Annotated in this window: 1 protein-coding gene; it reads right to left on the bottom strand. The window is 74.8% G+C overall.

Going from position 1 to position 15,081, the window contains the following annotated elements:
- Nucleotides 1-15,081, bottom strand: a 15,081-nt coding sequence (locus KBX06_RS27035; protein WP_210839855.1) for a type I polyketide synthase, incomplete at both ends; no start/stop codon positions are given.

Below are 15,081 nucleotides of genomic sequence, written 5' to 3'. Positions count from 1 at the left end.
GCAACAACGGATCGAGCTGCGCACACACCTCGTCCAACGCGGCGGCGAACACCGGGAACTGGGCCGACAACTCCCGACCCATCCCCGCACGCTGCGCACCCTGACCCGAGAAGAGCAGGGCGAGCTGGCCGCGTACGGCGGCGGAGCCCGTCACGACGGCCCCGGAGGGCTCACCCGCGTCGAGGGCCCGCAGCGCGGCGAGCAGGTCGGTGCCGTCGGCCACCACGGCGACGGCGCGCTGTTCCAGCGCGGGCCGGGTGGTCACCGAGGACCAGGCGACATCCAACGGACGCGCGGTCTCGTCAGCGGTCAGCCAGCGCCCCCACCGGCCCGCCTGCGCCGACAGCGCCGCACCGTCGCGGGCCGACAGCAGCACCGGCACCACCGGCGGCACCTCACGGACGACGATCTCACCCTCGACCACCTCGGCCGGCGGCTGCTCGATGATCACGTGCGCGTTGGTGCCGGAGATGCCGAACGACGACACCGCCGCCCGACGCGGCCGGTCCACGACCGGCCACGGAGTGGGCTCGGTGGCCAGGGCCACCGCCCCGACCGACCAGTCCACGTGCGGCGACGGCTCATCCACGTGCAGGGTCGGCGGCACCAGGCCGTGCCGCATCGCCATGACCATCTTGATCACACCCGCGACACCCGCAGCCGCCTGCGTGTGGCCGATGTTCGACTTCACCGACCCCAACAGCAACGGCCGATCCCCCGGCCGATCCTGCCCGTACGTCGCCAACAACGCCTGCGCCTCGATCGGGTCACCCAAAGTGGTGCCGGTGCCGTGCGCCTCCACCGCGTCCACGTCGGCGGCGGTGAGCCGCGCGTTCGCCAGGGCCTGGCGGATCACCCGCTGCTGCGACGGACCGTTCGGCGCCGTCAGACCGTTCGACGCGCCGTCCTGGTTCACCGCCGTGCCGCGCACGACCGCGTAGATGCGCCGGCCCTCGCGCTGCGCGTCCGACAGGCGCTGCACCAGCAGCACACCCACACCCTCGGACCAACCGGTGCCGTCCGCCGACGCCGCGAACGACTTGCACCGGCCGTCCTGCGACAGACCACGCTGACGGGAGAACTCGATGAACGTCCCCGGCGTCGCCATCACCGTCACACCACCGGCCAACGCCAGATCACACTCACCACTGCGCAACGCCTGCGCCGCCAGGTGCAACGCCACCAGCGACGACGAACACGCCGTGTCCACGGTGACCGCCGGGCCCTCCAGCCCGAACGTGTACGCCACCCGGCCCGACAGCACGCTGCCGGAGGTGCCGGTACCGACGTAGCCCTCCACCTCGGTCGGCAGGTCCATGAGGCGGGAGGCGTAGTCGTGGTACATGACGCCGGCGAAGACACCCGTCCGGCTGCCCCGCAACCGCGACGGGTCGAGACCGGCCGACTCGAACGACTCCCACGACGCCTCCAGCAGCAACCGCTGCTGCGGATCCATCGCCAGAGCCTCACGCGGCGAGATCCCGAAGAAACCCGGATCGAACTCCGCCGCCCCGTACAGGAAACCACCATGACGCGTGTACGACGTGCCGCTGCGGTCCGGATCCGGGTCGAACAGCGATCCCAGGTCCCAGCCCCGGTCCGCCGGGAACTCCGAGATCCCGTCGCCACCGGCCGCCAGCAACTCCCACAGCTCGTCGGGGCTCTCGACGCCACCGGGGTAACGGCAGGCCATGCCCACGATCGCGATCGGCTCGTCGGTGCCGATGACCGGGCCGGCGACCGGGCCGGCGGCCGACGCGCGAACGCCGGCCAGCTCCGACCACAGGTGCTCGGCCAGCACGGCCGGGGTGGGGTAGTCGAAGACCAGCGTGGAGGCCAGCCGCAGCCCGGTGGCCGCGTTCAGCCGGTTACGCAGGTCCACCGCCGTCAACGAGTCGAAGCCCAACTCCCGGAACGCCCGGTCCGCCGGCACCGCCTCCGCGCCACCGTGCCCCAACACCTGCGCCACCAGACCCCGCACCAGCACGTCGATCTGGGCGCGCGCGTCGTCGGGTGCCAGGCCCGCGAGCTGGTTGGCCCAGTCGCCGCCCCGCGCGGCCCGTCGCCGGGCCGCCGTCGACCCGATCAGGGTACGCAGCACGGCCGGCACCGGGCCGGCACCGAGCGCTGCCCGCATCGCCGGTACGTCGAGAACGGCCGGCACCAACGCCGGTCGATCGGCCACCAGGGCGGCGTCGAACAGCTCCAACCCGACCTCGGCGCTCATCGGCGTCAGACCCGCCCGCGCCGACCGCGCCCGGTCCGCCTCCTCGATCGAGGCGGCCATACCGGCGGTGTCCCACATGCCCCAGGCGAGGCTGACGGCCGGCAACCCGAGCTGCCGCCGCCACACCGCCAACCCGTCCAGGAACGCGTTACCCGCCGCGTACGCCGACTGACCCGGCGAACCCAACACCCCCGCCACCGACGAGAACACCACGAACAGATCCAGGTCAAGCGACGCCGTCGCCTCGTGCAACAACCAACCCGCCGACACCTTCGGCGCCAACACCGCCCCGAGCCGCTCGGCAGTCAGCCCCTCGATCACCCCGTCGTCCAGGACACCGGCCGTGTGCACCACACCCGCAAGACGACCCCCGGCGGCGACCTCGCCCACCAGGCCGAACACCTGATCGCGGTCCGTCACGTCACACGCCACCACCCGCACCGACGCACCCAACGCCGTCAGCCGCTCCGACAACTCACCCGCACCCGCAGCCTCCGGGCCACGCCGGGAGACGAGCACCAGCGACCGCACGCCGTGCACCGACACCAGGTGCTCCGCCACCAACGCGCCGAGCGCGCCCGTACCACCGGTCACCAGCACCGCGCCGTCGCCCACGCTCGGCGGCTGCGCCGTCGTGACGCCTGCCCGCACCAGGCGCGGCGAGTGCACCCCGCCGCCGCGGACGGCCAGTTGGCCGCCGGTCGCGGCCGGTTCCCGCAGGGCGCCGTCCAACAGCGCCACCAGCGTGGAGTCCAGGTCGCCGTCGACGTCCGCGAGGACGATACGACCCGGGTGCTCCGACTGCGCCGAGCGCAGCAGACCCCACACCGCCGCAGCGGCCAGGTCGGTGACCCGGTCTCCGTCCCCGACGGACACGGCGCCCCGGGTGACCACCACGAGCCGCGAGTCCGCCAGCGCGTCCGCCGCCAGCCAGGACTGCACCGTCGCCAGCATGTCCGAAGTCGCCGTCCGGATCGACTCCGGCGTCTCCGCGGCCGACCCGGACGCCGGGAACACCGGAAGCAGCAGCACCCGGGGGACCGACTTCTCCCCCGCGACCGTCGCCACGTCGGGGTACGCGACCAGCCCGACCCGCGCCGCCAGTTCGGCCGGCACGTTCCCGCCGCCCGCCAGCAGCGCCCATCCGGAGACATCCCCGGCGGGGGTGGCCTCCACGGCCGGCCACCGCAGCTCGAACAGGGACCGCGATGCCACGCCCGGCGCGGCCACCCCGGTCAGCTCCCGCAGGGCGAGGGAGTCCACCGACACCACCGGCGCGCCCGCCTCGTCGTACGCCGCCAGCCGCAGGCCGGAACCGTTGCGGGTCAGGCGCACCCGCAGCGTTCCCGCGCCTGAGGCGTAGACCTGCACGCCCTCGAACGCGAACGGCACCCGTGGGCCGCCCGACTCCTCGCCACCCAGCAGCCCGATCGGGTGCAGGGCGGCGTCCAGCAGCGCCGGGTGCACGCCGAAGCGCGCCGCCTCCGTCGCGGCGTCGTCCGGCAGGACCACCTCGGCGTACGCCTCGCCGCCGCCGGTCCAGGCACGCCGGAGCCCCTGGAACACCGGCCCGTACGTCAGGCCGTGCTCCGCCAGCGTCGCGTACCACCCCGCCAGGTCCACCTCGGACGCCCCGGCCGGGGGCCAGGTGATCGTGTCCGGCTCGTCGGCGCTGGCCGACTCCAGCAGGCCCTCCGCGTGCCGGGTCCAGCCCGCCCCGGGGTCGTCGTCCGGGCGGGAGTAGACGGCGACGGCGCGGTACGCGGAGTCACCGGCTGCGTCCACCCGCACCTGGATCCGCACGCCCCCGGTCGCCGGGACGACCAGCGGGGCGGCCATGGTCAGCTCCCGCAGCCGGGAGAGACCCACCTCGTCGCCGGCCCGCACGGCCAGTTCCACCAGGGCGGTGCCCGGCACCAGCGTCAGCCCGGAGACCGTGTGGTCGGCCAGCCACGGGTGCGTGGCCAGGGACAGTCGGCCGGTCAGCGCCAGCTCGTCGTCGCCGGCCAGGTCCACCGTCGCGCCGAGCAGTGGGTGCTCGGTGCGGCCGAGTCCCGCCCCGGACACGTCGCCCGTACGCGCCGGGTTGGCGGCGGGCCAGTACCGCTGGTGCTGGAAGGCGTACGTGGGCAGGTCCACCCGGCGCGCACCGGTGTCGGTGAACCACTGCCGCCACGTCACCGGTACGCCGTGCACGTGCAGGTCGGCCAGGGCGTGCAGCAGCGCCTGCGCCTCCGGCCGATCCCGGCGCTGCACCGCCACCGCCAACACGGCGTCGTCGGCGGGCAGCACGTCGGCCGCCATCGCGGTCAACACACTCTGCGGGCCGATCTCCAGGAACGTGTCCACCCCGGCGGCCCGCAGTGCGGTGACCCCGTCGGCGTACCGCACGGCCTCGCGGACGTGCCGCACCCAGTACTCCGGCGTGCGGATCTCCTCACCGGCCAGCGCACCGGTCACGTTCGACACGACCGGCAGCAACGGCGCCGCGAAAGTCAGCCCGTCCAGCACCGCACGGAACTCGTCGAGCATCGGCTCCATCAACGGACTGTGGAACGCGTGGCTCACCGTCAGCCGGCGAGTGCGCACGCCCCGGTCCCGCCAGAGCCGCTCGGCCTCGTCGAGGGCCTCGATGGCACCGGACACCACCACGGCAACCGGCCCGTTGACCGCCGCGATCCCGACACGGTCGCCCAGGCCCGCGAGAGACTCCACCACCGCAGCCTCGCCCGCCGCCACCGCCAACATCCCGCCACCGGCCGGCAGCGCCTGCATCAACCGACCCCGCGCCGCCACCAGCGCACACGCATCCGCCAGCGACAACACCCCCGCCACGTACGCGGCCGTCACCTCACCGATCGAATGACCCGCCAACAGGTCCGGCACGATGCCGAACGACTCCACCAACCGGAACAACGCCACCTCGACCGCGAACAACCCGGCCTGCGTGAACACGGTCTGGTCCAGCAACCCCGCCTCGGCCGTGCCCGCCTCCGCGAACAGCACCTCCCGCAACGGACGCGGCAACAACGGATCGAGCTGCGCACACACCTCGTCCAACGCGGCGGCGAACACCGGGAACTGGGCCGACAACTCCCGACCCATCCCCGCACGCTGCGCACCCTGACCCGAGAAGAGCAGGGCGAGCTGGCCCCGCTGCCCGGCAGCGCCGGAGACGACCGTGCCGACGGGGTCGCCGCCGGCGAGAGCCGTCAACGCCGTGACCAGGTCGTCCCGGTCGGCGGCGGTCACGACCGCCCGGTGTTCCAGGGCGGGCCGGGTGGTCACCGAGGACCAGGCCACGTCCAACGGACGCGGTGCCTCGTCGGTGCTCAGCCAACGCGCCCACCGGCCCGCCTGCGCCGACAGCGCGGCGACGTCACGGGCCGACAGCAGCACCGGCACCACCGGCGGCACCTCACGGACGACGATCTCACCCTCGACCACCTCGGCCGGCGGCTGCTCGATGATCACGTGCGCGTTCGTGCCGGAGATCCCGAACGACGACACCGCCGCCCGACGCGGCCGACCCACCACCGGCCACGGAGTGGGCTCGGTGGCAAGGGCCACCGCCCCGACCGACCAGTCCACGTGCGGCGACGGCTCATCCACGTGCAGGGTCGGCGGCACCAGGCCGTGCCGCATCGCCATGACCATCTTGATCACACCCGCGACACCCGCAGCCGCCTGCGTGTGGCCGATGTTCGACTTCACCGACCCCAACAGCAACGGCCGATCCCCCGGCCGATCCTGCCCGTACGTCGCCAACAACGCCTGCGCCTCGATCGGGTCACCCAAAGTGGTGCCGGTGCCGTGCGCCTCCACCGCGTCCACGTCGGCGGCGGTGAGCCGCGCGTTCGCGAGAGCCTGGTGGATCACCCGCTGCTGCGACGGACCGTTCGGCGCGGTCAGACCGTTCGACGCACCGTCCTGGTTGACGGCCGTGCCGCGCAGGACGGCGTGGATCCGCCGGCCCTCGCGCTGCGCGTCCGACAGGCGCTGCACCAGCAGCACACCCACACCCTCGGACCAACCGGTGCCGTCCGCCGACGCCGCGAACGACTTGCACCGGCCGTCCTGCGACAGACCACGCTGACGGGAGAACTCGATGAACGTCCCCGGCGTCGCCATCACCGTCACACCACCGGCCAACGCCAGATCACACTCACCACTGCGCAACGCCTGCGCCGCCAGGTGCAACGCCACCAGCGACGACGAACACGCCGTGTCCACGGTGACCGCCGGGCCCTCCAGCCCGAACGTGTACGCCACCCGGCCCGACAGCACGCTGCCCGAGGTGCCCGTACCGACGAAGCCCTCGGCGTCCGGCGGCAGGTCCATGAGGCGGGAGGCGTAGTCGTGGTACATGACGCCGGCGAAGACACCCGTCCGGCTGCCCCGCAACCGCTGCGGATCCAGACCGGCCGACTCGAACGACTCCCACGACGCCTCCAGCAGCAACCGCTGCTGCGGATCCATCGCCAGAGCCTCACGCGGCGAAATCCCGAAGAAACCCGGATCGAACTCCGCCGCCCCGTACAGGAAACCACCATGACGCGTGTATGACGTGCCGCTGTGCTCCGGGTCCGGGTCGAACAGCGATCCCAGGTCCCAGCCGCGATCGGTGGGGAACTCGGAGATCCCGTCGCCACCGGCCGCCAGCAACTCCCACAGCTCGTCGGGGCTCTCGACGCCACCGGGGTAGCGGCAGGCCATGCCGACGATCGCGATCGGCTCGTCGGTGTTGGCGGTGCGTACCGCCGTCCGGCGGGCGGTGAGCTGGCCGGAGACCTGCTCGTGGAGGTGGTCGACGAGCACGGTCGGGGTCGGGTAGTCGAAGACCAGCGTGGAGGCCAGCCGCAGCCCGGTGGCCGCGTTCAGCCGGTTACGCAGGTCCACCGCCGTCAACGAGTCGAAGCCCAACTCCCGGAACGCCCGGTCCGCCGGCACCGCCTCCGCACCACCGTGCCCCAACACCTGCGCCACCAGACCCCGCACCAGCACGTCGATCTGGGCGCGCGCGTCGTCGGGTGCCAGGCCCGCGAGCTGGTTGGCCCAGTCGCCGCCCCGCGCGGCCCGTCGCCGGGCCGCCGTCGACCCGATCAGGGTACGCAGCACGGCCGGCACCGGGCCGGCACCGAGCGCTGCCCGCATCGCCGGTACGTCGAGAACGGCCGGCACCAACGCCGGTCGATCGGCCACCAGGGCGGCGTCGAACAGCTCCAACCCGACCTCGGCGCTCATCGGCGTCAGACCCGCCCGCGCCGACCGCGCCCGGTCCGCCTCCTCGATCGAGGCGGCCATACCGGCGGTGTCCCACATGCCCCAGGCGAGGCTGACGGCCGGCAACCCGAGCTGCCGCCGCCACACCGCCAACCCGTCCAGGAACGCGTTACCCGCCGCGTACGCCGACTGACCCGGCGAACCCAACACCCCCGCCACCGACGAGAACACCACGAACAGATCCAGATCAAGCGACGCCGTCGCCTCGTGCAGCAGCCATCCGGCGGACACCTTCGGTGCCAACACCCCGGCGAGACGCTCCGCCGTCAGCCCCTCCACGACCCCGTCGTCCAGGACACCGGCCGTGTGCACCACACCCGCCAGACGACCCCCGGCGACGATCTCGGCCACCAACGCGCCGACCTGCTCCCGGTCCGTCACGTCACAGGCGACCACCCGCACCGACGCACCCAGGGCCGTCAACCGCTCCGACAGCTCACCCGCGCCCCCGGCCTCCGGGCCACGCCGCGACACCAGCACGAGAGAGCCCACGCCGTGCACCGACACCAGGTGCTCCGCGACCAGCGCCCCGAGCGCACCCGTACCACCGGTCACCAGCACCGCACCGTCACCCACGACCGGCGCCTGCCCCGATGGGGCGACCGCACGCACCAGACGCGGCACGAACATCCCACCGGAGCGCACCGCCACCTGACCACCGAACGCCACCGGCTCGTCCGCCACCGCAGCCAGCACACCCAGCAACCCGGTGTCCACGTCACCGTCGACGTCCGCCAGCACGATGCGACCCGGATGCTCCGACTGCGCCGAGCGCAGCAGACCCCACACCGCCGCTGCGGCCAGGTCGGTGACCCGGTCCCCGGCACCGACCGACACCGCGCCCCGGGTCACCACGACCAGCCGGGAATCCGCCAGCGCGTCCGCCGCCAGCCAGGACCGCACCGTCGCCAGTACGGCCGTGGTCGCCGCGCGCACCCCGTCCGGGACGGCGGCGTCCGACGCGTCGAGCGGCAGCAGCAGCCTCTTCGGCGCGACGGCCTGACCGGCGTCGACCGCCGCGACGAGCGCCTCCACGTCGGCGAACGCCGGCAGGTCGACGGTGGCCGGCGAGCCCAGCAACGCCCACCCGGAGCCGTCCCCGCCCGGGACGACCTCCTGGGCCTGCCAGGTGAGTTCGAACATCGAGCGGCCCGCCGCGCCCGCCGCGGCCACGCCGGTCAACTCCCGCAGGACGAGGGACTCCACCGACACCACGGCGGCACCCGACTCGTCGCACGCGACCAGCCGCACCGCCGAACCCGTACGCGTCAACCGCACCCGCAACACCCGCGCACCCGAGGCGTGCACCTGCACACCCTCGAACACGAACGGCACCCGCGGCCCACCCGACCCCTCCGAGCCGGGCAGCAACCCGATCGGGTGCAGCGCCGCGTCCAGCAGCGCCGGGTGCACCCCGAAGCGAGCCGCCTCCGCCGCCGCCTCGTCCGGCAGGGCCACCTCGGCGTACACGTCGCCCTCGGCGGTCCACACCCGGCGCAGCCCCCGGAAGACCGGCCCGTACGTCAGGCCGTGCTCCGCCAGCGTCGGGTACCAGTCCGTGACGTCCACCTCGGACGCGCCGGCCGGCGGCCACTCCCCCACGCCCGGCTCGTCGGCCGACGCCGGCTCCAGCACGCCCTCGGCGTGGTGGATCCACTCGGCCTCCGGGTCGCCCTCGGACTGCGAGTGCACGGCCACGACCCGGGTGCCCGCCTCGTCGGCCGCGCCGACGCGCACCTGCACCCGCACCGCACCCGCCTGCGGCAGCACCAACGGCGCGGCCACGGTCAACTCCCGCACCCGTGACGCGCCCACCTCGTCACCCGCCCGCACCGCCAGCTCCACCAGGGCGGTGCCGGGCACGATCGCCACGCCGGAGACGACGTGGTCGGCGAGCCACGCGTGGGTGGTGAGCGACAGCCGGCCGGTCAGCACGACCATGTCGGTGCCGGCGACGGTGACCGCCGCGCCGAGCAGCGGGTGCCCGGCCACGCCGAGTCCCGCGCCGGACACGTCGGCGGTCCGCGCCTGACCCGCGCCGAGCCAGTACCGCTGGTGCTGGAAGGCGTACGTGGGCAGGTCGATCCGGCGCGCGCCGCTGTCGGTGAACCACTGCGTCCAGGTCACCGGGACGCCGTGGACGTGCAGCTCGGCGAGCGCGTGCAGCAGCGCCTGCGGGGCCGGACGGTCCCGGCGCTGGACGGCCACCGTGAGCGCGTCCTCGGCGAGCAGGTCGGCGTTCATCGCGGTCAGGACGCTCTGCGGGCCGATCTCCAGGAACGTGTCCACCCCCGCCTCGCTCAGGGCGGTGATCCCGTCGGCGTAGCGGACGGCCTCCCGGACGTGCCGCACCCAGTAGTCGGCCGTGCGGATCTCGTCGGCGTCGGCGAGGGCCCCGGTCAGGTTCGACACCACCGGCAGCAGCGGCGCCCGGAACGTCAGCCCCGCCAGGACCGCGCGGAACTCGTCGAGCATCGGTTCCATCAGCGGGCTGTGGAAGGCGTGGCTGACGGTGAGCCGGCGGGTGCGCACACCCCGGTCGCGCCAGAACTGCTCCACCTCGTCCAGCGCCTCGACGGCACCGGAAACCACCACGGCGGTCGGCCCGTTGACGGCGGCGATGCCGACCCGGTCGCCCAGGTCCGCGAGCGACTGCGCCACGGCCGCCTCGTCGGTGGCCACGGCCAGCATGCCCCCGCCGGCCGGCAGCGCCTGCATCAGCCGGCCCCGCGCCGCCACCAGCGCGCACGCGTCCGCCAGCGACAGCACGCCGGCGACGTACGCGGCGGTCACCTCGCCGATCGAGTGACCGGCGAGCAGGTCGGGAACGATCCCGAACGACTCCACCAGCCGGAACAGCGCCACCTCGACCGCGAACAGCCCGGCCTGCGTGAACACCGTCTGGTCCAGCAGCTCCGCCTCGGCCGTGCCCGCCTCGGCGAACAGCACCTCCCGCAGCGGGCGCGGCAGCAGCGGGTCGAGCTGCGCGCACACCTCGTCCAGGGCGGCGGCGAAGACCGGGAACAGGTCGGACAGCTCACGGCCCATGCCCGCACGCTGCGCGCCCTGCCCGGAGAAGAGCACGGCGAGCTGCGTACGCGTCGTGCCGGTGCCGGTGACCACGGCGGCGGCCGACTCACCGGCGGCGAGGGCGCGCAGCCCGGCCAGCAGTTCGTCCCGGTCCGTCGCGGTGACCACCGCGCGGTGTTCCAGCACGGCCCGGCTGACGGTCGACGACCAGCCGACGTCGGCGGGGCGCAGTTCCTCGTCGCCGGCGATCCAGCGGGCCCAGCGGTCCGCCTGTGCCGCGACGGCGGCCTCGGACCGGGCCGACAGCAGCACCGGGGCCGGCACCGGCCGGGCGGCGGGTCCGTCGGTGTCCGTCGGCGCGCCCTCGCCCCGGTTCGGCTCCGCCCCGGCGGGCGGCTGCTCGATGATCACGTGTGCGTTCGTGCCGCTGACCCCGAACGACGAGACCGCCGCCCGCCGTGGCCGGCCGGCCACGGGCCAGTCGCGCGCCTCGGTGAGCAGCGAGACCGCCCCGGCGCTCCACTCGATGTGCGGGGACGGCTCGTCGACGTGCAGCGTCGACGGCAGCAGCCCGTTCCGCATCGCCATGATCATCTTGATGATGCCGGCGACCCCGGCGGCGGCCTGGGTGTGCCCGATGTTCGACTTGATCGAGCCCAGCCACAGCGGCCGGTCCTCCGGCCGGTCCTGCCCGTACGTCGCCAGCAGGGCCTGCGCCTCGATCGGGTCGCCGAGGGTCGTGCCGGTGCCGTGCGCCTCGACGGCGTCCACGTCGGCGGTGGTGAGCCGCGCGTTCGCGAGTGCCTGCCGGATCACCCGCTGCTGCGAGGGACCGTTCGGGGCCGTCAGCCCGTTCGACGCGCCGTCCTGGTTGATCGCCGATCCGCGTACCACCGCCAGGACCCGCCGGCCCTCGCGCCGGGCGTCGGAGAGGCGCTGCACCAGCAGCACGCCAACGCCCTCGGACCAGCCCGTCCCGTCGGCCGACGCCGCGAACGACTTGCACCGACCGTCGGACGACAGACCACGCTGACGGGAGAACTCGATGAACGTCCCCGGCGTCGCCATCACCGTCACGCCACCGGCCAACGCCAGGTCACACTCACCACTGCGCAACGCCTGCACCGCCAGGTGCAGCGCCACCAGCGACGACGAGCACGCCGTGTCGACCGTGACCGCCGGGCCCTCCAGCCCGAACGTGTACGCCACCCGGCCGGACAGCACGCTGCCGGAGGTGCCGGTGCCGAGGTAACCGCCCACGCCCTCGGGCAGATCCTGCACGCCGGAGGCGTAGTCGTGGTACATCAGGCCGGCGAACACGCCGGTCCGGCTGCCGCGCAGCCGCGACGGGTCGAGACCGGCGGACTCGAACGTCTCCCACGACGCCTCCAGCAGCAGTCGCTGCTGCGGGTCCATCGCGATCGCCTCACGGGGCGAGATGCCGAAGAAGTCCGGATCGAACTCGGCGGCCCCGTAGAGGAAACCACCGTGCCGGGTGTACGACGTCCCGGGGTTGTCCGGGTCGGGGTGGAAGAGCCGGTCGAGGTCCCAGCCCCGGTCGGTGGGGAACTCGCCGATGCCGTCGGCCCCGGCGGCGACCAGTTCCCACAGCTGCTGCGGGTTCGTCACGCCGCCCGGGTAGCGGCAGGCCATGCCCACGATCGCGATCGGCTCGTCGACGGTGGTCGCCCGCACGGCCTGCTGCTGGTCGGCGACCTGGCCGGACAGCTGCTCGTACAGGTGCTCCGACAGGGCGCCGGGGGTCGGGTAGTCGAAGACGAGCGTCGACGTGAGCCGCAGCCCGGTCGCGCCGTTGATCCGGTTGCGCAGCTCGACGGCGGTCAGCGAGTCGAAGCCCAGTTCCCGGAACGCCCGGTCCGCCGGCACCGCCTCGGCGCCGCCGTGGCCGAGGACCTGCGCGATCATCCCGCGGACCAGCAGGGCGACCTGGGTCCGTGCCTCCTGCGGGTCGAGCCCGGCCAGCCGGTCGGCCCACGCGCCGGTGCCGGAGCGGCGGCGCTTCGCGGCCGACCCCACCAGGGCCCGCAGCATCACCGGCACCCGGCCCGCGGCGGTCTGCGCCCGCATGGCCGGCAGGTCGACCACGGCCGGCACGAGGGCCGCGCCGCCGTGGGTCAGGGCGGCGTCCCAGAGCCCGAGCCCGACGGGGGCGGTCATCGGGACCAGACCGGCCCGGGTCACCCGGGCCCGGTCGGCGTCGTTGATCGACGCGGCCATGCCGTCGGTGTCCCACATGCCCCAGGCGAGGCTGACCGCGGGCAGCCCGCGCTGCGCCCGCAGCAGGGCGAGGGCGTCCAGGAAGGCGTTGCCGGCCGCGTAGGCGGCCTGGCCGGGAGAGCCGAGCACCCCGGCGACGGAGGAGAAGAGCACGAAGAGGTCGAGGTCCAGCTCGGCGGTCGCCTCGTGCAGCCACCAGCCCGCCGTGACCTTCGGGGCCAGCACGTCCGCCAACCGGTCGGCGGTGATCCCGCTGACGACGCCGTCGTCGAGGACGCCGGCGGTGTGCACCACCCCGGCCAGGCGGTCCTCGGCGGTGATCGCCCGGACCAGCTCGCCGACGCGCTCGCGGTCGGTCACGTCCGTGGCGACCACCCGGGCGGTCGCGCCCAGCGCGGCCAGCCGCTGCACCAGGTCGTCGGCGCCGGGGGCCGCCGGGCCCTGGCGGGACGCCAGCACCAGCGAACGCACGCCGTACGCGGTGACGAGGTGTTCGGACACCAGGGCGCCGAGCGATCCGGTGCCGCCGGTGACGAGGACGGTCCCCCGGCCGAGGGCCGCCGGGGTGCGCGCGTCGCCGGCGGCGCGCACCAGCCGCGGCAGGTACGCGGTGCCCGCGCGCACCGCGAGCTGCCCGCCGAGCCCCGGTTCGTCGGCGGCGGCGGCGAGTAGACCGAGCAGGTCGGCGTCCAGGTCGGCGTCCGGTTCGAGGTCGGCCAGCACGATCCGGCCGGGGTGTTCCGACTGGGCCGAGCGCAGCAGGCCCCAGACCGCCGCCCCCGCCAGGTCGGTGACGCGGTCGTCGGTGCCGGTGGCCACCGCGCCGCGCGTCGCCACGACGAGCCGCACGTCGGCGAGGGGGTCGGCGGCCAGCCACGCCTGCACCGCGCCGAGGACGTCCGCCGTGACCGACCGCACCACGGCGGGCACGTCCGCGCCGGGCGCCACCGCGGGGACGGGCAGCAGCAGCGCCGCGGGGGCGGGGGCGGTTCCGTCCGTCACCGCCATGGTCACCGCCGCGACGTCGGCGTACGCCGGGAGCTGCGGGGCGCCGTCGAGCGGACGGTCACCGAGCACGACCCAGCCGTACGCGCCGTCGGGCGCGGTGATCTGCTCAGGCTGCCAGGAGACCTCGAACAGGGAGCGGTACGCCTCGTCCTGAGGTGCCGCCAGACCGGTCATCTCGCGCAACGTCAGCGAGTCCACCGACACCACCGGCACGCCCGTCTCGTCGACGGCGACCAGCCGCACGGAGCTGCCGGAGGCGGTGAGGCGGACCCGGAGCGTCCGGGCCCCGACCGCGTGGACCTGCACCCCTTCGAACGCGAACGGCACCCGGGGACCGCCGCCCGCCCCGTCGGCGGGCAGCAGCCCGACGGGGTGCAGGGCGGCGTCCAGCAGCGCCGGGTGCACCCCGAAGCCCGCCGGGTCCCCGATCACCTCGTCGGGGAGGGCGACCTCGGCGAACACCTCGCCCTCGGCGGTCCACGCCCGCCGCAGGCCCCGGAAGACCGGCCCGTAGGAGAGTCCGTGCTCGGCCACCGTCGCGTACCAGCCGGTGACGTCCACCTCGGACGCGCCGGGCGGCGGCCACGCGCCGACGGTGGGCTCGTCGCCCGTCGGGGCGCCGACGAGGCCGTCGGCGTGCCGGGTCCAGCCCGACTCCGGGTCGTCCTCGGGCTGGGAGTGCACGGTCACCGAGCGGCTGCCGGTCCCGTCGACGGGACCGACCCGGACCTGTACCCGTACCCCGCCGCCGGTGGCGGGCAGCACGAGCGGGGCGAGCACGGTCAGCTCGCGGACACGGGAGGCACCGACCTCGTCGCCCGCCCGGACGACGAGGTCCACCAGGGCGGTGCCGGGCACGATCACGGCGCCGGAGACGACGTGGTCGGCGAGCCACGGGTGGGTCGACACCGACAGCCGGCCGGTCAGCACCACCATGTCCTCGCCGGCGACCGCCACCGTCGCGCCGAGCAGCGGGTGCCGCGCCACGCCGAGGCCGGCTCCCGAGACGTCGGCCGACTGGCCGGCCGGCGGCAGCCAGTACCGATCCCGGTGGAAGGCGTACGTGGGCAGGTCGGCCCGCCGCGCTCCGCTGTCGGCGAACCACTGCCGCCAGGTCACCGGCACGCCCTGGACGTGCAGCTCGGCGAGGGCGTGCAGCAGCGCGTGCGCCTCCGGCCGGTCCCGGCGCTGCACCGCCACGGCCAGCACGGCGTCGTCGGCGGGCAGCACGTCGCCGGCCATCGCGGTCAGCACGCTCTGCGGGCCGATCTCCAGGAACGTGTCCACCCCGGCGG

This window comes from Micromonospora sp. C31, assembly GCF_018070575.1.
In the GTDB taxonomy this organism is placed as follows: domain Bacteria; phylum Actinomycetota; class Actinomycetes; order Mycobacteriales; family Micromonosporaceae; genus Micromonospora.
The sequence above is the reverse complement of the archived record's forward strand: the minus strand, read 5'-3'. Positions and strand labels throughout refer to the sequence as shown.